At 72.9% G+C, this 20,506-nt stretch carries 18 protein-coding genes; 10 read left to right on the forward strand and 8 right to left on the reverse strand.

Annotation, left to right across the window (positions count from 1 at the left end; translation table 11 throughout):
- Positions 1–230 precede the first annotated feature (230 nt).
- Complete coding sequence (locus ABT034_RS03545) at positions 231–1,538, forward strand: M18 family aminopeptidase (RefSeq protein WP_351210813.1); 1,308 nt, start codon at positions 231–233, stop codon at positions 1,536–1,538.
- Between the two features lie 70 nt (positions 1,539–1,608).
- Positions 1,609–1,953, forward strand: coding sequence for a hypothetical protein (locus ABT034_RS03550; protein ID WP_351210815.1), 345 nt, complete (start codon positions 1,609–1,611; stop codon positions 1,951–1,953).
- A 44-nt stretch (positions 1,954–1,997) separates the two neighbouring features.
- Here the strand turns inward: ABT034_RS03550 and ABT034_RS03555 are convergent, their stop codons facing one another.
- A complete protein-coding gene (locus ABT034_RS03555; RefSeq protein ID WP_351210817.1) occupies positions 1,998–3,791 on the reverse strand; it encodes an NHL domain-containing thioredoxin family protein in 1,794 nt (597 codons plus the stop codon).
- Positions 3,792–5,320: 1,529 nt separating this feature from the next.
- Between ABT034_RS03555 and ABT034_RS03560 the strand changes: the two genes are divergently transcribed.
- Complete coding sequence (locus tag ABT034_RS03560) at positions 5,321–6,070, forward strand: bestrophin-like domain (RefSeq protein ID WP_351210819.1); 750 nt, start codon at positions 5,321–5,323, stop codon at positions 6,068–6,070.
- 32 nt (positions 6,071–6,102) lie between these two features.
- Positions 6,103–6,597, forward strand: a complete 495-nt coding sequence (locus ABT034_RS03565; RefSeq protein WP_351210821.1) for an LURP-one-related/scramblase family protein — start codon at positions 6,103–6,105, stop codon at positions 6,595–6,597.
- Here the strand turns inward: ABT034_RS03565 and ABT034_RS03570 are convergent.
- Positions 6,594–7,862 (reverse strand): trans-sulfuration enzyme family protein, encoded by a 1,269-nt coding sequence (locus ABT034_RS03570; RefSeq protein ID WP_351210823.1) that lies wholly within the window; start codon positions 7,860–7,862, stop codon positions 6,594–6,596. The two genes, ABT034_RS03565 and ABT034_RS03570, sit on opposite strands and share 4 nt — an antisense overlap.
- A gap of 63 nt (positions 7,863–7,925) precedes the next feature.
- On the opposite strand from ABT034_RS03570, the gene ABT034_RS03575 reads away from it, so the two are divergent.
- Together ABT034_RS03575 and ABT034_RS03580 are read left to right on the forward strand one after the other, a co-directional pair.
- Positions 7,926–9,533 (forward strand): aminotransferase-like domain-containing protein, encoded by a 1,608-nt coding sequence (locus tag ABT034_RS03575; RefSeq protein ID WP_351210825.1) that lies wholly within the window; start codon positions 7,926–7,928, stop codon positions 9,531–9,533.
- 28 nt (positions 9,534–9,561) lie between these two features.
- Positions 9,562–10,158 carry a hypothetical protein gene (locus ABT034_RS03580; protein WP_351210827.1) on the forward strand — a complete coding sequence of 199 codons (597 nt, stop codon included), beginning with the start codon at positions 9,562–9,564 and terminating at the stop codon, positions 10,156–10,158.
- A gap of 124 nt (positions 10,159–10,282) precedes the next feature.
- Here the strand turns inward: ABT034_RS03580 and ABT034_RS03585 are convergent, their stop codons facing one another.
- Positions 10,283–11,083 (reverse strand): carbon-nitrogen family hydrolase, encoded by an 801-nt coding sequence (locus tag ABT034_RS03585; RefSeq protein ID WP_351210829.1) that lies wholly within the window; start codon positions 11,081–11,083, stop codon positions 10,283–10,285.
- Positions 11,084–11,239: 156 nt separating this feature from the next.
- Between ABT034_RS03585 and ABT034_RS03590 the strand changes: the two genes are divergently transcribed.
- Positions 11,240–12,067: a maleylpyruvate isomerase family mycothiol-dependent enzyme gene (locus ABT034_RS03590; protein ID WP_351210831.1), complete on the forward strand. Its 828-nt coding sequence runs from the start codon at positions 11,240–11,242 to the stop codon at positions 12,065–12,067.
- 4 nt (positions 12,068–12,071) lie between these two features.
- On the opposite strand, the gene ABT034_RS03595 is transcribed toward ABT034_RS03590, so the two are convergent.
- The 5 genes from ABT034_RS03595 to pdhA all read right to left on the reverse strand — a co-directional run bounded on the left by ABT034_RS03595 (position 12,072) and on the right by pdhA (position 17,872).
- Complete coding sequence (locus ABT034_RS03595) at positions 12,072–13,439, reverse strand: MFS transporter (RefSeq protein ID WP_351210833.1); 1,368 nt, start codon at positions 13,437–13,439, stop codon at positions 12,072–12,074.
- Complete coding sequence (locus ABT034_RS03600) at positions 13,436–14,077, reverse strand: GntR family transcriptional regulator (RefSeq protein WP_351210835.1); 642 nt, start codon at positions 14,075–14,077, stop codon at positions 13,436–13,438. The genes ABT034_RS03595 and ABT034_RS03600 overlap by 4 nt, the downstream gene beginning before the upstream one ends.
- A gap of 114 nt (positions 14,078–14,191) precedes the next feature.
- Positions 14,192–15,664 carry a dihydrolipoamide acetyltransferase family protein gene (locus tag ABT034_RS03605; protein WP_351211386.1) on the reverse strand — a complete coding sequence of 491 codons (1,473 nt, stop codon included), beginning with the start codon at positions 15,662–15,664 and terminating at the stop codon, positions 14,192–14,194.
- Between the two features lie 31 nt (positions 15,665–15,695).
- Positions 15,696–16,676, reverse strand: a complete 981-nt coding sequence (locus ABT034_RS03610; protein ID WP_351210837.1) for an alpha-ketoacid dehydrogenase subunit beta — start codon at positions 16,674–16,676, stop codon at positions 15,696–15,698.
- 2 nt (positions 16,677–16,678) lie between these two features.
- The gene (gene pdhA / locus ABT034_RS03615; protein ID WP_351210839.1) at positions 16,679–17,872 is read right to left on the reverse strand and encodes a pyruvate dehydrogenase (acetyl-transferring) E1 component subunit alpha; all 1,194 of its coding nucleotides are present in this window, start codon (positions 17,870–17,872) and stop codon (positions 16,679–16,681) included.
- Positions 17,873–18,211: 339 nt separating this feature from the next.
- On the opposite strand from pdhA, the gene ABT034_RS03620 reads away from it, so the two are divergent.
- The 3 genes from ABT034_RS03620 to ABT034_RS03630 all read left to right on the forward strand — a co-directional run bounded on the left by ABT034_RS03620 (position 18,212) and on the right by ABT034_RS03630 (position 20,500).
- Positions 18,212–18,871: a response regulator gene (locus ABT034_RS03620; RefSeq protein ID WP_319315517.1), complete on the forward strand. Its 660-nt coding sequence runs from the start codon at positions 18,212–18,214 to the stop codon at positions 18,869–18,871.
- Between the two features lie 105 nt (positions 18,872–18,976).
- Complete coding sequence (locus ABT034_RS03625) at positions 18,977–19,429, forward strand: pyridoxamine 5'-phosphate oxidase family protein (protein WP_351210841.1); 453 nt, start codon at positions 18,977–18,979, stop codon at positions 19,427–19,429.
- Between the two features lie 15 nt (positions 19,430–19,444).
- Positions 19,445–20,500, forward strand: coding sequence for a phosphotransferase (locus tag ABT034_RS03630; RefSeq protein ID WP_351210843.1), 1,056 nt, complete (start codon positions 19,445–19,447; stop codon positions 20,498–20,500).
- The last annotated feature ends 6 nt before the right edge of the window (positions 20,501–20,506 follow it).

Raw genomic sequence — 20,506 nt, forward strand, 5'->3', positions numbered from 1 at the left:
CCGTCCCCGGGGAGGGGGGCGGGCCGTTCTGTATTTTTTTGGGGCTCACTCGCCGGTCCTAGGGGTGGGCGTGAGGAGGCCCGGGCGTGCCTGTCCGAGTGCACGTGGGTCCTACGTGCAAGCTCCCTCCCCACCCGCCCCGCGCAAGCCCCGACGGATCTCGGCCACGGGCTGCTCAGGTGAGCGGTCCCGGGCGGATCTGCGGTCCTCGTGCTGCGTAAGGTGGCGCCATGAGCAGCGCAGCTTCCCGTCCCACCGCCGGCCCCTTCGACCGCGGCCACACCGACGACCTCATGGCCTTCCTGACGGCCTCGCCCTCGCCGTACCACGCGGTCGCGAGCGCCGCCTCACGCCTTGAGAAGGCCGGTTTCCGGCAGGTCGAGGAGACCGCGGCCTGGGACGGAACCAGCGGCGGGAAGTACGTGGTCCGCGGCGGCGCGATCATCGCCTGGTACGTGCCGGAGGGCGCCGCCGCCCACACCCCGTACCGCATCGTCGGCGCCCACACCGACTCCCCCAACCTGCGCGTCAAGCCGCAGCCCGACATGGGCGCGCACGGCTGGCGGCAGGTCGCCGTCGAGATCTACGGCGGCACCCTCCTCAACACCTGGCTGGACCGCGACCTCGGCCTCGCCGGACGCCTCACCCTCCGCGACGGCAGCCACCACCTCGTCAACGTCGACCGGCCCCTGCTGCGCGTCCCGCAGCTCGCCATCCACCTCGACCGGGGGGTCAACGACGGCCTCAAGCTGGAGCGCCAGCGCCACATGCAGCCCATCTGGGGCATCGGCGACGTCCACGAGGGCGACCTGATCTCCTTCGTCGCCGGCGAGGCGGGCGTCGACGCCGAGGACGTGAGCGGCTGGGACCTGATGGTCCACGCCGTCGAGGCCCCCGCCTACCTCGGCCGCGACCGCGAGCTCCTGGCCGGTCCCCGCATGGACAACCTGCTCTCCGTCCACGCGGCCGTCGCCGCACTCGCCTCGCTCGCGGGCCGCGACGACCTCCCGTACATCCCGGTCCTCGCCGCCTTCGACCACGAGGAGAACGGCTCCGAGGCCGACACCGGCGCCCAGGGCCCCCTCCTCGGCAACGTCCTGGAGCGCTCCGTCTACGCGCGCGGTGGCTCCTACGAGGACCGGGCGCGGGCCTTCGCCGGCACCGTCTGCCTCTCCTCCGACACCGGCCACGCCGTTCACCCCAACTACGCGGAGCGCCACGACCCGACGCACCGCCCGCGCGTCAACGGCGGCCCGATCCTCAAGGTGAACGTCAACCAGCGGTACGCCACCGACGGCGGCGGCCGTGCCGTGTTCGCCGCCGCGTGTGAGCGGGCGGGGGTGCCCTGGCAGTCGTTCGTCTCGAACAACGACATGCCGTGCGGCACCACGATCGGCCCGATCACCGCTGCCCGCCACGGCATCAAGACCGTCGACATCGGCGTCGCGATCCTCTCGATGCACAGCGCCCGCGAACTCTGCGGCGCCGACGACCCCTACCTCCTCGCGAACGCCCTGGTCGCCTTCCTGGAGGGCTGAGGCGCCACCCGGCACCAGCCGGCGGGCGAGCGAAACATCCGCGAAAGGCCCCTCCTGACAGCGTCGTCCCATGCACCGTCATGAGGGGCCGCCCCTGCGCAAGTTCGTTCCGTTCGCCGTCGTCACCGTGCTCGTCGCCCTGACGGGTACGGGGCTGCTCATCGACGCGTACCACGAACGGCCCCCGTGGGGGACGGACATCGCGTACGAGGGCGGGTACGTCCAGGCGAGCCGGATCCGCGGGTACGACGTGGACGGGACGCGGACGAAGGCACTGCTCGACGGCGAGTGCGCCCGCATGGAGCGGGACGGGACGGGCGGCGAGCGGGCCGTCCACGATCCGGCGGCGTGGGTGGCGGGGTGCCTGGACGGGGCCGCGGGGCGCCCGTCCAGGAACCAGGGGATCGTCCGCTGACCAGCTGACCAGCCGACCAGCTGACTGGCTGGCTGGCTGGCTGACTAGGCGTCCATGCCGGCGAGGATCAGGGGGAGGCGGGCCGTGCCCGTCTCCGTGACCTTCAACGGGACGCCCCAGTCCTGCTGGTGGACATGGCAGGCGGGGTACTCGTTGGCCGGGTCGTCGTCGCAGGACGCGGCCATCGCCGAGACGTGCAGGACGCCCTCCGTGACCTCCGGGTTCAGGTCGAGCTCCCGGAAGAGGTCCGTGCCCGTGCCCTCGCCCGCGAGGAGGAGTTCCGGCGGGGTCGAGGAGACCAGGAGGCGGGTCGAGGGGCCGTAACGGTCGTCGAGCTTCTGACCCGTCGGGGCCTGGAAGACGACGTCCAGGCGGAGGCGGCCCGGGGCGACCTCGGTGGCCTCGCGCCGGGTACGGTGCGCCACGGCCTCGACCTGGACGGCCTCCTCGGGGAGCCGCAGCCGGGTCAGCCGGTGCCGGGCGGACTCGACGACGACGATGTCGCCGTCGACGAGGACCGCGCCGCTGGGCTCGCGCAGATCGGTGGCGAGGGTGGTGACCTCGCCGGTGGCGGGGTCGTAGCGGCGCAGGGCGTGGTTGTACGTGTCGCTGACGGCGACCGAGCCGTCGGGCAGGGCCGTCACGCCCAGCGGGTGCTGGAGCAGGGCCTGCCCGGCCTCGCCGTCGCGGTGGCCGAAGTCGAAGAGGCCGGTGCCGACGGCGGTGTGGACGACACCGTCCCGGTCGATCCAGCGCAGGGCGCTCGTCTCGGAGTCGGCGATCCACAGCCGGTCCTCGGTGGCCGAGAGGCCGGAGGGCTGCGCGAACCAGGCCTCGGCGGCCGGCCCGTCGACGAGCCCCTCGTTCGTCGTGCCCGCCGCGACCTCGACGGTCCCGCTCTCCGGGTCGTACGTCCACAGCTGGTGGACACCGGCCATCGCGATCCACACCTTGCCCTGCCACCAGGCCACGTCCCACGGCGAGGACAGGTCGACCTCAAGGGCCGGGCCTGAGGTGGGAGACCCCTGCCACCACTGCTTCCCGGTACCGGCGACGAGCTCGACGGCGCCGCTCTCCGGGTCGAGGACGCGCAGGGAGTGGTTCACGGTGTCCGCCACGACGACCCTCCCGTCGGGCAGCGCCGCGAGACCCTGCGGCTCCCGGAAGACGCCCTCGCCGATGCGCCGTACGACGGTCTCGCCGTCGGCCGCGAGCTCCACGAGCTGGTGCCGGGTGGTGTCGGAGACCAGGAAGTTCCCTGAGGGCAGCAGGATCGCCTTGCCGGGGAACCGCAGGTCGGTGGCGACGGGCTCGGGCGGCACGTACGGCCCGTCGCCGCGCCGCAGCGTCCCCTTGGCCCCGTGCTCGGCCTCCAGCTCCTCGACGAGCGTCCGGATGGCGTTGGCGTGCCCCTCACCGGCGTGCTGGGCGACGACGTACCCCTCGGGGTCGATCACGACGAGCGTCGGCCAGGCCCGCACGGCGTACTGCTTCCAGGTCGCGAGCTCGGGGTCGTCCAGTACGGGATGGTGCACCTCGTACCGCTCGACGGCGTCGACGACGGCCTGGTGCTCGGCCTCGTGCACGAACTTCGGCGAGTGCACCCCGACGATCACGAGCGTGTCGCGGTGCTTCTCCTCCAGCTCACGAAGCTCATCGAGGACGTGCAGGCAGTTCACACAGCAGAAGGTCCAGAAATCGAGCAGAACGATCTTTCCTCGCAGGTCGGCGAGGGTCAGGTCGTCTCCACCCGTGTTCAGCCAGCCACCCTTGCCGATCAGCTCGGGGGCGCGGACACGGGCACGGCGGGGTGCGGTCGCGGGCGCGGAGTCGTTCATGCGTCCAGGGTGCCGTACGGGTGGAAAGAGGGGGCCGGGTGGGGCGGGGGTGCGTGTCCGGGGGCGGGGTGGGGGTGGGGGCTGGTGAGCATGGCGGGCATGGCGGAACGTTTGATCGGATCATCGTATTTTTCCTCCCCTCGGGTGAGCGGTGGGCTCCTGGTGGCGGTTCTGCTCGTCCTGCTCCTCGTCCTGCCCTGCCTGATCCTCCCCGTGACCCTCGCGCGGGCCGGCGGCTCCGGGGACGGGGCCCTGCGGCTCACCGTGACCGTGAACGGCCGCGGCGACAGCGGGGTGCGGCCGCCCGACATCCGGGTCGGCGCGCAGGCCGTGAAGCGGTACCGCCTCGTGAACCACGGTGAGGCGGACCTGTACGGGGTTCGGGTCGTCGACCCCGCGGTCCCGGCCGGGTCCGTGCGCTGCCCCGGGGGCCCCCTGCCCGCGCTCGAGGACCTGGAGTGCGTCGCCAGGTTCCCCGCGGAGCCCGGGCTGCACTGGGGCACCGTCCGCGCGGACGGTGCCGTCCCGTCGCTCCGGCGACGACTCACCGCGACCGCCCGCGCCGGGTACAACGGGGTCGGCGGGGCGGGCGGGGATGGTGGGGTTGGTGGGGTTGGTGGGGGGCCCGGAGCGGGTGGGACGGGTGGAGCGGGTGGAGCCGTCGGGGGGGCTGGAGGGGGCTCCGTAGGGGGCGCTGAGGGAGGGGTTGGGGGAGAGGTTGGGGGAGGGGTTGGTGCGGCGGTGGGTGGGCAGGGGGCGCCGGTGCCCGGGCCTGTGGGGCCTCCCGGGGCTCCCGGGGCTCCCGGGGCTCCCGGGGCTCCCGGGGCTCCGGGGGCTCCCGTACCTCTCGGGCCTCCGGGGGCTGCCGGGGCACCCGTACCTCTCGGGCCTCCCGGGGCTGCCGGGGCACCCGTACCTCTCGGGCCTCCCGGGGCTGCCGGGGCACCCGTACCTCTCGGGCCTCCCGGGGCGCCCAGGGCTCCTGTGCCTTTGGGACCCCCTGGGGCGGCGGCCGCGCCTGGAGCTGCCGCGCCTGGAGCCGGCGGAGCCGGCGCTGTCCCACCCGGCGCCGCCGCCGCACCCGAGGCCGCCCCACCTGCGGCGGCCGCCCCACCCGGAGCTGTCCCACCCGGCGCCGCCGCGCCCGGAGCCCCCGCCCCTCCAGGCGCCGCACCCCCCGGAGCCGTACCCCTAGAACCCGCATCCCCGGTCCTGCCCGTCGGACCGCCCGGCACCGTCCCCGGGGCCGGGGACGCCGCCGGGGTCGGGGCCAGCGCCGGTACCGGGGTCGGCGCCTCCGGCGGTGCCGGGGTCGGCGCCTCCGCCGGGGCCGGGGTCGGGGGCGTCGGGACCGCTGTCGGTCCTCCTGTCGCCCGCCGTGCCGCCACCCTCGACTCCGAGGGTTTCCTGGGGCGGCTGCGGCGGCGGGGGCGGGAGGCGAGTGAGTTCGGCGTCGTGACGATGTTGCTGCTGCTCCTGATCCCGGCGGCCGTCGCCGCCGCCCTCCTCGGCAACCGGAGAAGCTGACCGTGGCCCTGCTCGAAACGCTCGTCGTCGTCCTCGGCGTCGCACTCGCCGCCGCCCTCGCCGTCTTCGCCAAGGCCAGGCTCTTCCCCATCGGGGAGGACGAGGAGCCGCGCGAGGACGTCGCCGAGTACATCGCCATGATGGTGTCGGTGCTCTACGCCGTCGTCCTCGGCCTCTGCCTCGTCTCCGTCTGGGACACCCGCTCCTCCGCCGCCGACCACGTACAGGCCGAGGCGAGCGCCCTCCACCAGATGTACCTGCTCGCGGACGCCCTCCCCGCCGACCGGCGGCAGCCGCTGCGCGAGGCGGCCCGTACGTACGCCGGCCATGTCGTCGACGTCGAGTGGCCGGTGATGGCGGCCCGCGAGCCGCTCGACATGGCCGGCTGGCAGCTCCTCGAACAGCTGCGGCGGGCCGGCGAGGTGGAGGAGAACGCGAAGGTGCCGCAGCAGATCGCCGCCCAGGAGGTCCTCGCCCAGCTCGGTTACGTCGACGACGCCCGGCGCGGCCGGGAGGCGGCCGCGCAGGAGCGGCTCTCGCCCGTGCTGTGGGCGGGCCTGATCATCGGGGGCGCGCTGACGCTGGCCTTCATGTTCCTCTTCGGGATGAGGAGGAGCGTGACCCATGTGGTGATGGTGATGGGCCTCGCGGGCTTCATCGCGTTCACGGTGCTGCTGATCCATCAGCTCGACTCGCCGTTCGGCGCGACGCTCGGGGCGACCCCGGACCCGTTCATCCGCTACTTCAGGTGAGAAGCCCCGACCGTACGGGCAGGCATACCGCCATGAAATATCTCGTACGGGACAAGATCTTCGCGATCGGTGACGACTACTGGATCGAGGACGAGCAGGGCCGCCACGCCTTCCTCGTCGACGGCAAGGCGCTGCGGCTGCGCGACACGCTGGAGCTGAAGGATCCGGACGGGCAGGTCCTGATCACGCTGCGGCAGAAGATGTTCAGCCTGCGGGACGCGATGACCATCGAGCGGGACGAGCGGCCGCTCGCGACCGTCCGCCGCAAACGGCTGTCGCTGCTGCGCAACCACTACCGGGTGACGCTCGTCGAGGGCACCGAACTGGACGTCAGCGGCCGGATCCTGGACCGGGAGTTCACCGTCGAGTACGAGGGTGAACTCCTGGCCCACATCTCCCGGCAGTGGTTCCACGTCCGCGAGACGTACGCGGTGAACGTGGTCCGCGAGGACGCGGACACCGCGCTGCTCGTCGCCGTGGCGGTGTGCGTGATCCGGATGGCCGAGCGCGAGCGGGGGGATGACTAGGCGGCCTTCCGCAGGGCCTGGTCCAGGTCCGTCCACAGGTCCTCGACGTGCTCGATGCCGACCGAGATCCGTACCGTACCGGGGCCGATCCCGGCCGCCGCGAGCGCCGCCGCGTCGAGCTGGTGGTGGGAGGTGGAGGCCGGGTGCATCACCAGGGTCTTCACATCGCCCAGGGAGACGCTGAGGGAGGCGAGCCGTACCGCCTCGACGAACGTACGGCCCGCCTCCCGGCCGCCCGCGAGGTCGACCGAGATCACCCCGCCGCCCCCGCCCGGCAGCAGACGGACGGCGATCTCCCGGTCCGGGTGGCTCGCGAGCGCGGGGTGGCGCACGGCCGCGACCGCCGGGTGCGCGGCGAGCCGGGCCGCGAGGTCGGCGGCGCTCGCGCACTGGCGCTCCATGCGCAGGGACAGGGTCTGCATGCCGCGCAGGGTCAGCCAGGCGGCGAACGGGTCGGTGGAGGCGCCCTGTTCGACGGCGTGGTGGCGGACCCTGCCGTACAGCTCGGCGTCCTTGAAGACGGCGACGCCGCCGAGGACGTCCGCGTGCCCGGAGAGGTACTTGGTGGCCGAGTGGACGACGATGTCGGCGCCGTGGTCGAGGGGGCGGCACAGGAGCGGGGAGGCGAAGGTGTTGTCGACGGCGACCGGGACCCCGGCCCCGGCCGCGACGGCGGCGAGCGCGGGCAGGTCGGAGACGCGGGTGGTGGGGTTGGCGATGGTCTCCAGGTAGAGGAGCCGGGTCTCGGGGCGCAGGGCCGCCCGTACCTCCTCCGGGTCGGTGCCCGATACGTACGTCACGTCGACGCCCCAGCGGGTGGCGAGGTCGGTGAGGACCGCGTACGTACCGCCGTACAGGCAGCTCTGGGCGATGACGTGGTCGCCGGAGGAGAGCAGGCCGAGCAGGACGGCGTTGACGGCGCCCATGCCGGAGGCGAAGGAGAGGCCGGCGGCGCCGCCTTCGAGGCGGGCGACGGCGTCCTCAAGGGTCCGGACGGTGGGGTTGCCGAGGCGGCTGTAGAGGAAGGCGTCCGCGGAGGTGAAGGCGGTGGCGAGGGCGTCGGCGGAGTCGAAGGCGAAGACATGGCCCTGGTGGAGGGGGACGCCGAGGGGCCTACTGCCCTTGATCTCCACGTGCGGCGGGTGGACGGCGAGGGTCTCGGGACGGACCGTCCCGAGGTCGGGGTCGGGGTCGGGGTCGGGGCCGAGGTCGGGGCCGGCCGTAGGTCGGAGGGGCGTCGCTTCGAAGTCGTCGGCGTGGCTCATGCGTTCAGTCTGTGGACCCGCCGCTTGCCTTCCCAGGGCCAATCCCGGCAGATTGGTCCGGCAATGGAGCCAATCGACGCGCCTCTGGACCTGGACCACCTCGTCGCCCGGCTCGGCCGCTGGTCGGCCGGGCGCGGGCCGCTGTACCTGCTGCTCGCGGCTCGGCTGCGGCGGCTGATGGACGAGTCCGCGCTGCCGCCGGGCGCGCTCCTGCCGCCGGACCGGCGGCTCGCGAAGGCCCTCGCCGTGGGCCGTACGACGGTGGTCGCCGCCTACGACACACTGCGCCAGGAGGGGCGGCTCGTACGGCGGCAGGGCAGCGGAACCCGGGTCGCGCGGGCCGCCCTTGCGCCGGAGCCGCGCGGGGTGGCGGGGTCGGCCCGGGTGGCCGGCTCGCCCCGACCGGCGGGGCCGCCCGGCGTGGCAGGGTCGCCCCAGGCGGCAGGTTCGCCCCTGGCGGCAGGGTCGGTCCTGCACGCCTCCGACGTACCCGCCCGCCCGCCCGGTCCCCGCGTGACGGAGACCTCCAACCCCCTCTTCCTGCACCTCCTGGAGGCGCCGGACGACGTGATCCTGCTGAGCTGCGCGGCCCCCGCGCAGCCGCCGCCCGAGTTGGCGGAGGCGTACCGCTCGCTCGTCCTGCCCGACGGCGACCTCGGCTACCACCCGGCCGGCCTCGCGGCGCTGCGCGCTGCGGTCGCCGACCGGTACGCGGCGCGCGGGGTGCCGACCGCGCCGGGGCAGATCCTGGTCACCACCGGTGCGCAGCAGGCGATCTCGCTCCTGACGCGGCTGCTGCTCGCGCCCGGCGACGGGGTCCTTGTGGAGGCGCCGACGTACCCGGGGGCGCTCGACCTGTTCCGGGAGGCGGCCGCCGTACCGCTGCCGGTGGCGGTCGGGCCGTACGGGATCGACGTGGCGGAGGCGGTACGGCTGATGGAACGTCACCGTCCGGCCCTGGCGTACGTCATGGCCCGGTTCCAGAACCCGACGGGCGCGGTGCTACCGCCGCTCGCCGGGCGCCGGCTCGTGGAGGCGGCGAACGCGCTCGGCGTACCGCTCGTGGACGACGAGGTCCTCGCGGACCTGGCGTTCGACACGGCGTCGCCGCCGGAGCGGCCGCTCTCCTCGTACGGCGAGGTGATCGGGGTCGGTTCGCTGAGCAAGATGGTGTGGGGCGGGCTCCGCATCGGCTGGCTGCGCGGTCCAGCGCCCCTGGTCGCCCGCCTCGCCCGGCTCAAGGCCCTCCACGACCTCGGCAGCGACCTGCCGTCCCAACTCGCCGCGGTCCGCCTCCTCGACGACTTCGCCCCGGTCCTCGCGGCCCGCCTGGCGTCGGTGCGCGCGGGCCACGACCACCTCAGGGCCGAGCTCGCCCGCCGTCTGCCGTCCTGGACCTGCGCGCCGTCCACGGGCGGCCAGACGCTGTGGGTACGGCTCCCCCACGGCGACGGCGTCTCCTTCGCGCAACTCGCCCTCCGCCACGGGGTGGCCGTCCTCCCCGGCTCGACGGCCGACGCGCTCGGCGGCAGCCTCCGCCGGCTCAGGCTCCACTTCCTCGCGCCGCCCGAGGTCCTGACGGAGGCGGTACGGAGACTGGCGGCGGCCTGGGCGGAGTACACCCCGGGCCCGGCGCCGGAACGGGCCTCCCTGCATGCGATCGTCGTCTGACGCATCACGGCCGGCCGGGGAGGTCACCATGCACACCACCGTCACACCGTTCACGCTGCGCCCGTGGCGGGAGGGCCAGGGGTACGAGCGGCGGGTCGGCTGGCACGGCGTGTCGGCCCAGTTCGGCGAGATCACCGTGGAGGCCCCGCTGCGGCAGACCGCGCCCGAGCTGGTGATGTCGGAGCTGCGGGGCGGGCTGATACCGACGGCGTCGTACGAGGCCCGGGGCATCCACACGGACCTGCTCCGGCTGCCGAGCCTGAACCGGGCGACCCTCCGCGTCGGCGACGCGATCGTCTACATGACCCGCAACCGGTTCGGCGCGACCGCCCGGCAGCGGGGGCTCGGCCTGCGGTACGGCGGTGACCGCTACCGGCTGTGGGCCGTGAACCGGCGCTCCTGGGTGCTGGCCCGCGACGCGGACGCCGAGGACCCGGGGGTCACCGTGTCGGTGCGCGGTAAGCGGCGGCAGCTCGACGTCACGGTGACGGGCCGGGCGGGCGCGGCCGACCTGTCCCTGGCGCTGATCTTCGCGGGGGTGGACCGCGCGGCGCTCACCCGGGGCGGGGCGGTCCGCGCGGGCTTCTCCCGCGTGACGCAGCTGTGGGCGGAGGCGCAGGCCTGAGGCGCAGGCCTGACGCGGAGGTCTGAGGCGCAGGCCTGACGCGGAGGCGCAGGCCCGAGGCCCAGGCCTCAGGCGTCGCAGGTCTGAAAGGGCGGCGTCCCCGTCAGCCCGGTGCGCGACCCCGCTACCGGCGCGGGCGCGGTGTCGCCACCCCCAGGACCCGGTCCTTCAGGGCCGGGAACTGGTCGCGGGTCCTCGTCACCTTCGCCGGGTCGAGGTCGACCCGCAGGATCTCCTCGTCCGGGCCCGCCTCCGCGAGGACGTCGCCCCAGGGGTCGACGACGATCGAGTGGCCTGCCTGCTCGACGCCCGCGTGGGTGCCCGCCGTACCGCAGGCGAGGACGTAAGCCTGGTTCTCGACGGCACGTGCCTGGGCGAGGAGGGTCCAGTGCGCGCGGCGGCGGGCGGGCCAGCCGGCCGGGACGACGAAGGCCTGGGCGCCGGCGTCGACGAGGCCGCGGAAGAGTTCCGGGAAGCGCAGGTCGTAGCAGGTGCCGACACCGAGGGTGAGGTGCGGCAGGTCGACCGTCACCAGGTCTTCCCCCGCGGCCATCATCACCGCCTCGCCCTTGTCGAAGCCGAAGCGGTGGATCTTCCGGTAGGAGGCGGCGAGTTCGCCGTCGGCGGAGAGGACGAGCGAGGTGTTGTAGAGGGCGCCGCCCTCCGCCTCGACGAAGGAACCGGCGTGCAGCCAGACCCCGGCGTCGCGCGCGGCGGCCGCCATCGCCCGGTGCGTGGGGCCGTTCAGCGGCTCGGACTCGGCGGCGAACATCTCGTACGCGAAGGCGCCCGTGGGCCACAGTTCCGGCAGGACGACGAGGTCGGCGCGGCCGGATTCCTCCCGTACGAGGCGCGCCACGCGGGCGCGACGGGCGTCGACCGGTTCGTCCGGGTCTACCGCGATCTGGATCAGCGAGGCGCGCACACTACCACCGTCCTGGCATTCGAGCCGTCAACACCGGCCTACGATCGTCACACGAAAGCACTGCCGGGGTGCCTTCGGGCAGCGTAACTTAGCGTCCGAGCCTCCCACCCAGTCGTGTTATTCAGCCCGCGCACCGAAGAACCGCCGAGGGGTCCCGTGACCGTCCATCCCAGCCTCCAGAACTACGCCGACGCCTGGACCCATTCCATCGAGGCGATAGCCGAGCTGGTGCAGCCGCTCGTGGAGGGCGAGTGGAACCGGCCGACACCGTGCCCAGGCTGGTCGGTCCGGGACATCGTGTCCCATGTGATCGGCATGGAGACGGAGATGCTCGGCGACCCGCGGCCGATCCACTCCCTGCCGCGCGACCTGTACCACGTACGCAGTGACTTCGCGCGCTACATGGAGGTCCAGGTCGATGTGCGGCGGCACCACACCGCGCCGGAGATGACCTCGGAGCTGGAGTACATCCTGATCCGCCGGGCCCGGCAGCTCCGCAACGAGAACCGCTCCCCCGAGCACCTGATCCGCGCGCCCCTCGGCGCGGAGCAGTCCCTGGAACTGGCGTACCGGATGCGTGCCTTCGACGTGTGGGTGCACGAGCAGGACCTGCGGGCGGCGCTCGGCGCGCCAGGCAACCTGGACTCGGCGGGCGCGCACGTGACGCGGGACGTGCTCCTCGAGGCGCTGCCGAAGGTGGTCGCCAAGGACGCGGGGGCGCCGGCGTCCTCCGCGGTGGTCGTGGACGTGAGCGGTCCGGTCGAGTTCCTGCGGACGGTACGGGTCGACGCGGAGGGCCGGGGTTCGATCGACGGAGCGCCCTCGCTGGGTCCCGCGGTGACGCTCGCGACGGACTGGGAGACGTTCGTACGCCTCGCCTGCGGCCGGGTCCGGCCGGCCGACGTGGCCGACCGGGTCAAGGTGGAGGGCGACGAGGAGCTGGCCCGGGCGATCCTCGACAACTTCGCGGTGACGCCCCGGTAGGTCCTCAGACGGGTACGTGTACGGCTTCCACGCGGCTGGCCACCAGCCGTTCGCGCTCCCTGCGGTGGGTGCGGGCCTTGAGGCGCAGGATCTGGACGACGCCGAGGGCTTCCAGGACGAAGACGGACGAGAACGCGATCCGGTAGTTGTCGCCGGTCGCGTCGAGGAGCACGCCGACGGCGAGCAGCGTCGTCATCGAGGCCACGAACCCGCCCATGTTGACGATGCCGGACGCGGTGCCCTGGCGCTCCGGCGGGTTCGCGGGGCGGGCGAAGTCGAAGCCGATCATCGAGGCCGGTCCGCAGGCGCCGAGGACCAGGCAGAGGGTGACGAGCAGCCACATCGGGGCGTGGTCGCCGGGGTACGCGAGGGTGGCGCCCCACAGCAGGGCGGTGGAGGCGACCGTGCCGAGGGCGAGCGGGGCGCGGGCCCTGTGGTGGCGGGCGATGATCTGCCCGTACGCGAGGCCGACGACCATGTTGGAGAGGACGACCAGGGTGAGCAGTCCCCCGGCGGCCGACCGGGACAGGCCCTGCGCCTCGACGAGGTAGGGCAGTCCCCAGAGCAGCAGGAAGACCATCGCGGGGAACTGGGTGGTGAAGTGCACCCACATGCCGAGGCGGGTGCCGGGTTCCCGCCAGGACTCGGCGATCTGGCGGCGGACGTAGGCCGCGCCGGCGTGGGTGGCGGGCTGGGGCTCGTACCCCTCGGGGTGGTCCTTGAGGAAGAGCAGCAGCAGGACGAGGACGAGGACGCCCGCGAGGGAGCTGCCGACGAAGGTGGTCGTCCAGCCGAGGCCGTGCAGGGCGCGGGCGATGAAGACGGTGGAGACGAGGTTGCCGGCCATCCCGATGAGACCGGCGAGCTGGGCGATCAGCGGGCCGCGGCGGGCGGGGAACCAGCGGGTGCCGAGGCGCAGGACGCTGATGAAGGTCATGGCGTCGCCGCAGCCCAGGAGGACGCGGGCGGCGAGCGCCGTGCCGTACGAGGGGGCGAGCGCGAAGCCCAGCTGGCCGAGGGTGAACAGGACGACGCCGAGGGCGAGGACCTTCTTGGTGCCGAGCCGGTCGACCATGAGGCCGACGGGTATCTGCATGCCCGCGTAGACGAGCAGCTGGAGTATGGAGAAGGTGGAGAGCGCGGAGGCGTTGACGTCGAAGCGGTCGGCGGCGTCGAGTCCGGCGACGCCGAGGGACGTGCGGAAGATGACGGCGACGAAGTAGACGGCGACGCCGACGCCCCAGACGAGGGCGGCGCGGCGGCCGCCGGGCGGGTCGCCGGGGAGGGTGAGGGCGGAGCCGTGCGCGTTCTGGCCGTGGTGGGCCTTCCGGTCGCCGCCGTTGCCGTTGCTCTTCCCGTTGGCGCCGCTCACCGGTTGTCACCCCGGACCAGGACCTTGACCCAGCTGAGGTGCTGGCGGACGCAGAACGCGGCGCCCTCCACGTCACCGGCCTTGATCCGGTCGAGGATCTCGGCGTGCTCGGTGATGTTCTTGGCGACGCGGTCGGGCTGGGACTGCATCACGGCGACGCCCATGCGCAACTGGCGGTCGCGGAGCTGGTCGTAGAGGCGGGACAGTATCTGGTTGCCGGCGTGCCGGACGATCTCGGCGTGGAAGCAGCGGTCGGTGACGGCGACCTCGGCGAGGTCGCCGGCCTGGGCGCGCTGCTTCTGCTCCTCCAGGAGCTCTTCGAGCCGCTCGACGAGCGAGGCGGGCGCCGGCACGGCCCGGCGGACGGCGAACTCCTCGACGAGCAGACGGGTCTCGACGACGTCGGCGATCTCCTGGGCGGAGACGGCGAGGACGAGGGCGCCCTTCTTCGGATAGAGCTTGAGCAGCCCTTCCATCTCCAGCTTGAGAAGCGCCTCACGGACGGGCGTCCGGGACACCCCGACGGCGAGGGCGAGTTCGCCCTCGGTGAGGAGGGTGCCGCCCTCGTAGCGCCGGTCGAGTACGGCCTGCTTGACGTGCATGTAGACGCGGTCGGCTGCGGGGGGAGCGGATGCCATGAACACAGCTTAGATACAACAGAGGTGCAACAGAGAGCCCCGTCCACATCGTGGACGGGGCCTCATGTTTCACGTGAAACGGACGAACCCGCGCGCACTAGGTCCAGGCCGGGGTCAGCTCCAGGTGATCAGACGCTTCGGCTGCTCCAGGATCGCGGCGACGTCCGCCAGGAACTTGGAGCCGAGCTCGCCGTCGACCAGTCGGTGGTCGAAGGAGAGGGCCAGCGTGGTGACCTGACGCGGCTTCACCTTGCCCTTGTGGACCCACGGCTGGAGCTTGATCGCACCGACCGCGAGGATCGCGGACTCGCCGGGGTTGAGGATGGGCGTACCGGTGTCGACGCCGAAGACGCCGACGTTGGTGATGGTGAAGGTGCCGCCCTGCATCGCCGCCGGGGTCGTCTTCCCGTCGCGGGCGGTGGAGATCAGCTCGCTCAGGGACGCCGAGAGCTCGGGCAGGGTCTGCGCGTGCGCGTCCTTGATGTTCGGCACGAGCAGACCGCGCGGGGTGGCCGCGGCGATGCCCAGGTTCACGTAGTGCTTGAGGACGATCTCCTGCGCCGCCTCGTCCCAGGCCGCGTTGATCTCCGGGTTGCGCCGGACCGCGACCAGGACGGCCTTGGCGATGAGGAGCAGCGGGTTGACCCGCAGGCCCGCCATGTCCTTGCCCGCCTTGAGCTCCTCGACCAGCTTCATCGTGCGCGTGATGTCGAAGGTCACGAACTCGGTGACGTGCGGAGCGGTGAAGGCCGAACCGACCATCGCCGCCGCCGTGGCCTTCCGTACGCCCTTGACGGGCACACGGGTCTCCCGGGCGTCGGTCGACACGAGGGCCGGCGCGACGGACGCGGGCGCCGCGACCGGGGCCACGACCGGGGCGGGAGCCGCCACGGGTGCCGGGGCCTCGGCGGCCGGAGCGGGCGCCGGAGCGGCCGCCGCGTGCACGTCCTCACGGGTGATGATGCCGTCCGGGCCGGTCGGGGTGACCGTGGCCAGGTCGACGCCGAGGTCCTTCGCGAGCTTCCGGACCGGCGGCTTGGCCAGCGGCCGGCCACCGGCACCGGCACCGGCCGGCGCGTGCCCGTTGAGCTGCTCCGGTACGGAGACGGCGACGGGTGCGACGGGCGCGGAGACGGCAGGCGCGGAGACGGCAGGCGCGGTGGCGACGGGTGCGGCGGCGGCCGGGGCCGTGCCCGCCGGCGCCTTGCGCGCACGGCGCTTGGTGGAGCTGGCGGCCACGCCGTAGCCGACGAGGACGGGCTGGCGGCCCTTCGGCTGCTCGTCCTCCTCGACCGGCGCGGGCGCGGGTGCGGCGGCTGCCGGGGCGGTCTCGGCCACCGGGGCCTCGGGCGCGGGCGCGGCCCCGCCGCCGACGTTCACCGAGATGATGACCTGGCCGACGTCGACCGTCGTCCCCTCGGGGAAGCACAGCTCGTGGACCGTGCCGTCGAACGGGATCGGCAGCTCGACCGCGGCCTTGGCCGTCTCGACCTCGCACACGACCTGCCCGTCGGTGACCGTGTCGCCGGGCTGCACGTACCACTTGAGGATCTCGGCCTCGGTGAGGCCCTCGCCCACATCGGGCATCTTGAATTCGCGGATCGTCACAGTGCTCTCCTCAGTACGCCAGCGAGCGGTCGACGGCGTCGAGCACACGGTCGAGACCCGGCAGGTACTCCTCCTCCAGGCGCGCCGGCGGATACGGCGCGTGGTAGCCGCCGACCCGCAGGACGGGGGCCTCCAGGTGGTAGAAGCAGCGCTCGGTGATCCGGGCGGCGATCTCCGCGCCGGAGCCGAAGAAGACCGGGGCCTCGTGGACCACGACCAGGCGGCGGGTCTTCTCGACCGAGGCCTGGATGGTGTCGAAGTCGAGCGGGGAGATCGAGCGCAGGTCCACGACCTCGATCGACTTGCCCTCCTCGGCCGCGGCGGAGGCCACCTCGAGGCAGGTCTTCACCATCGGGCCGTAGGCGGCGAGGGTGAGGTCCGTGCCCTCGCGCGCGACACGGGCCTTGTGCAGCTCGCCGGGGAAGGCCTCGGTGTCGACCTCTCCCTTGTCCCAGTAGCGGCGCTTGGGCTCGAAGAAGATGACCGGGTCGTCGCTCTGGATCGCCTGCTGGAGCATCCAGTAGGCGTCGGAGGAGTTCGCCGGGGTGACGACCTTGAGGCCCGCGACGTGCGCGAAGAGCGACTCGGGGGACTCGGAGTGGTGCTCGACCGCACCGATGCCGCCGCCGTACGGGATGCGGATGACGACCGGCATCTTCACCGTGCCGAGCGAACGGGCCCGCATCTTCGCCAGCTGGGTGACGATCTGGTCGTACGCCGGGAAGACGAAGCCGTCGAACTGGATCTCCACGATCGGCCGGTAGCCGCGCAGGGCGAGGCCGATCGCGGTGCCGACGATGCCGGACTCGGCAAGCGGGGTGTCGATGACCCGGTCCTCGCCGAAGTCCTTCTGCAGGCCGTCGGTGATCCGGAAGACACCGCCGAGCTTGCCGACGTCCAGGCCCATGATGACGACCTTGGGGTCGTCGTCCAGGGCCTTGCGCAGCGACTCGTTGAGCGCCTTCGCGAGAGGAAGTTTCTGAACAGCCATGATTACTCGTCCTCTCCGGCCGCGAAGGACGCCTCGTAGGCGGCGAACTGCGCGCGCTCCTCGTCGACGAGCGCGTGCCCGTCCGCGTACGTGTGGTCGAAGATCGCCATGTGCTCCGGGACGGGCATGGCGCGGACGGCCTCGCGGACGCTCTTGCCGAGCGCCTCGCTCTCCGCCTCCAGCTCCTCGAAGAAGGCCGCGTCGGCGTGGCCCTCGTTCTCCAGGTACGTCTTGAGACGCAGGATCGGGTCCTTGGCCTCCCACTCCGCGCGCTCCGCGTCACGGCGGTAGCGCGTCGGGTCGTCGGAGGTGGTGTGGGCGCCCATGCGGTAGGTGAACGCCTCGACGAGGGTCGGGCCCTCGCCGCGGCGAGCGCGCTCGAGGGCCGAACGGGTCACGGCCAGACAGGCCAGGACGTCGTTGCCGTCGACGCGGACACCGGGGAAGCCGAAGCCACTGGCCCGCTGGTAGAGCGGGACGCGCGTCTGCTTCTCGATGGGCTCGGAAATGGCCCACTGGTTGTTCTGGCAGAAGAACACGACGGGGGCGTTGTAGACCGCGGAGAAGACGAACGACTCGTTGACGTCACCCTGGCTGGAAGCGCCGTCACCGAAGTACGCGAGCACGGCGGAATCCGCGCCGTCCTTGGCGATACCCATGGCATAGCCGGTGGCGTGCAGGGTCTGCGAACCGAGAACGATCGTGTACAGATGGAAATTGTTGCTGTTGGGATCCCAGCCACCGTGGTTCACACCACGGAACATTCCCAGCAGATTCGTCGGATCGACCCCGCGGACCCACGCGACACCGTGCTCGCGATAGGTGGGAAAGACGTAGTCGTCGTCCCGGAGGGCCCGGCCGGAACCGATCTGGGCCGCCTCCTGGCCGAGCAGCGAGGCCCACAGGCCCAGCTCGCCCTGGCGCTGCAACGAGGTGGCCTCGGCGTCGAAGCGACGGGTGAGCACCATGTCGCGGTAGAGACCGCGCAGCTCCTCGGCGCTCAGGTCGATGTCGTAATCGGGGTGCTGGACGCGCTCTCCCTCGGGCGTCAGCAGCTGGACGAGCTCGGGCTCCGTCGCTCCCACAGCGGCGCGCGTGCTCGTCTTCTTGGTGGTGCTCGTGCTCGCGCTTGCGGTGCGCTTGGTGCCGCTGCTGCGTCGCGTCGTCTTGCGCGCGGCAGTGCTCTCCACGGTCACGTGCGTGCTCCTCCGTCGGTCCGGCCTCCGGGTTCGCCGGGTGGGCCAGTGCGGCTCCGCCTTGTCCGTACCTTCGCACGGGGTGGGTGCGACGCGGTCGGGGTCAGGCGTGACAGGTGCCCCGACGAACGCCGTCATAGGCACGTTACCCACAGTGCGGCATTCCCGCGAAACCCCACCTGACCTGCGATTTTGCTTGGATTTCCAAGTAAATCGAGAAAAGCGGGGACTCCGCCCTGGTCAGGGCGTGGACAACGGCCCGACACCGTCGTCGGAACAAGCGGCACGTTATCCCGCGCACCCCGGGCGCGGGAAGAGCCAATATGTGAGACTGACCGGGTGCGCGAAGAAGGAAAAATCCGGGTATTTCTGCTGGACGACCATGAAGTGGTCCGGCGCGGCGTCCACGAGTTGCTCTCCGTGGAGGACGACATCGAGGTGGTCGGCGAGGCCGGCACGGCGGCGGATGCCCTGGTCAGGATCCCCGCGACCCGTCCCGACGTGGCCGTGCTCGACGTGCGTCTGCCCGACGGCAGCGGGGTCGAGGTCTGCCGCGAGATCCGTTCGCAGGACGAGGGCATCAAGTGCCTGATGCTGACCTCGTACGCGGACGACGAGGCGCTCTTCGACGCGATCATGGCCGGGGCCTCGGGTTATGTACTCAAGGCCATCCGGGGCAACGAACTGCTCAACGCGGTACGGGACGTGGCGGCCGGCAAGTCGCTGCTCGACCCGGTGGCGACCGCCCGCGTCCTGGAGCGGCTGCGCGACGGGAACAACCCGAAGCGTGACGACAAGCTCGCCAACCTGACCGAGCAGGAGCGCAAGATCCTGGACCTGATCGGCGAGGGCCTGACCAACCGGGTCATCGGCGAACGGCTCCACCTCGCGGAGAAGACCATCAAGAACTACGTCTCCAGCCTGCTGTCGAAGCTGGGCATGGAACGACGCTCGCAGGCCGCGGCCTATGTGGCGCGGCTCCAGGCGGAGCGCCACTGAGCGCCACTGACGGACCGGCGGGCGGCGATTCGGGACTTACGGCCCCCTCGGGGCAGGGCCAGGGGCCCCTTTTCGACACGGCGCCGGTGGCGGAGAGTGGATGCCATGTCCACCGACGAGATCCGCGCCATCGAGATGCTCGGCCGCGTGTCGTACGGCCGGGTGGCGACGAGCATGCGGGCGATGCCGTTCGTCGCCCCCGCCCGGCACATCGTGGCCGACGGCCGTGTCCTGCTCCTGATGCACCAGGGGCTCGGCTACCACCGCGCCTGCAACGGCAGCGTCGTCGCGTACGGCGCGGACAACTTCAACTCCGGCTCCGAGCACCTCTGGTCCGTGCAGTTCACCGGCACCGCCGAGATCGTCGAACCGACCGAGGAGGAGCTCGCGGCCTTCGGCCCCGAACCCGAGCAGGTGGACGGTGAGCCCTTCGCGCCGGTCTACATGCGGATCGAACCGCAGTTCGTGACGGTGCACGCGCTCGACTACGCGAGCGAGACCCCGGCGACCCGCCCCACCCCCGACTCCGTACGGCGACACCTCCACCACGTAGCGTGATCTAACATCTGGCGGGTGCCGCGCTCATCTGAAACACTCCCGGCGCCCGACCCGCCCCTCGGCGCCCTGCTGCGCCGCCATCGGCATGCCGGTGAGCCCCTGGCCTGCGTGCCCGTCGCCGAGGGGCTGCTCAACCGGGGCTTCCGGCTCTCCACCACCCGCGGCACCTACTTCCTCAAGCAGCACCTGGACGCCCCGACCGCCGACCGCGCCACCATCGCCCGCCAGCACCGCGCCACCCAGCGGCTGCACGCCCTCGGCTTGCCCGTCGCCCCGCCGCTGGCCGACGCCACCGGCCGCACGGTCGCCGTCATCGGCGGCCACTGCTACGCCCTGCACCCCTGGATCGACGGCCGCCACCGCGACGGCGCCCAGCTCTCCGCCGGCTGCTCCCGGCGCCTCGGCACCCTTCTCGGGCAGGTCCACACGGCCCTCGACCGGGTGATGGAGCCCCCGGGTCCGGGGCCGGACGGAACGTCCGGGGCCGCGGCAGGGGACGTCTGCGCGAGCGCCGACCTCCAGGACACCTTCCGGGCCATCGACGAACTGATCCGCCTCGCCCGCGCCCACCGCCCCCGCGACAGCTTCGACGCGCTCGCCGAGCACCGGCTCAGGGAGCGGCGCCGGCTGCTCGCCCAGCACGCCCACCACCGACCGCCGCCCGCCGCGGCCGCCGGCTGGGTGCACGGCGACTTCCACCCGCTGAACCTGCTCTACCGCGGCGCGGAGCCCGCCGCGATCGTCGACTGGGACCGGCTCGCGGTCCGCCCCAGGGCCGAGGAGGCGGTCAGGGCCGCCGCCATCTTCTTCGTACGGCCGGGCGGTGAGCTGGCCCTGGAGAAGGTACGGCCGTACGCGCGCGCGTACCGGCGGGCGACGGGCGCCGACCGCGCCGAGCTGGCGGCGGCGGCGCACCGGGTGTGGTGGGAGCGGCTCAACGACTTCTGGACCCTGCGCTGGCGCTACCAGCTGCACGACCGAAGGGCCGACCCGCAGTTTCCCGCGGTGTCGGCCCTGGCGGTCTGGTGGACCCGTGAGTACACGGCGGTCCGCGACGCGTTCACGGCGTGAAACGCG

It is taken from the genome of Streptomyces sp. NPDC002773 (assembly GCF_040295605.1).
In the GTDB taxonomy this organism is placed as follows: domain Bacteria; phylum Actinomycetota; class Actinomycetes; order Streptomycetales; family Streptomycetaceae; genus Streptomyces.

What these genes read in the sequence shown, in the direction of transcription:
- ABT034_RS03545 (WP_351210813.1), top strand. Translation starts at nt 231, where the DNA reads ATGAGCAGCGCAGCTTCCCGTCCCACCGCCGGCCCCTTCGACCGCGGC.
- ABT034_RS03550 (WP_351210815.1), top strand. Translation starts at nt 1,609, where the DNA reads ATGCACCGTCATGAGGGGCCGCCCCTGCGCAAGTTCGTTCCGTTCGCC.
- ABT034_RS03555 (WP_351210817.1), bottom strand. Translation starts at nt 3,791, where the DNA reads ATGAACGACTCCGCGCCCGCGACCGCACCCCGCCGTGCCCGTGTCCGC.
- ABT034_RS03565 (WP_351210821.1), top strand. Translation starts at nt 6,103, where the DNA reads ATGAAATATCTCGTACGGGACAAGATCTTCGCGATCGGTGACGACTAC.
- ABT034_RS03570 (WP_351210823.1), bottom strand. Translation starts at nt 7,862, where the DNA reads ATGAGCCACGCCGACGACTTCGAAGCGACGCCCCTCCGACCTACGGCC.
- ABT034_RS03575 (WP_351210825.1), top strand. Translation starts at nt 7,926, where the DNA reads ATGGAGCCAATCGACGCGCCTCTGGACCTGGACCACCTCGTCGCCCGG.
- ABT034_RS03580 (WP_351210827.1), top strand. Translation starts at nt 9,562, where the DNA reads ATGCACACCACCGTCACACCGTTCACGCTGCGCCCGTGGCGGGAGGGC.
- ABT034_RS03600 (WP_351210835.1), bottom strand. Translation starts at nt 14,077, where the DNA reads ATGGCATCCGCTCCCCCCGCAGCCGACCGCGTCTACATGCACGTCAAG.
- ABT034_RS03605 (WP_351211386.1), bottom strand. Translation starts at nt 15,664, where the DNA reads ATGCCCGATGTGGGCGAGGGCCTCACCGAGGCCGAGATCCTCAAGTGG.
- ABT034_RS03610 (WP_351210837.1), bottom strand. Translation starts at nt 16,676, where the DNA reads ATGGCTGTTCAGAAACTTCCTCTCGCGAAGGCGCTCAACGAGTCGCTG.
- ABT034_RS03625 (WP_351210841.1), top strand. Translation starts at nt 18,977, where the DNA reads ATGTCCACCGACGAGATCCGCGCCATCGAGATGCTCGGCCGCGTGTCG.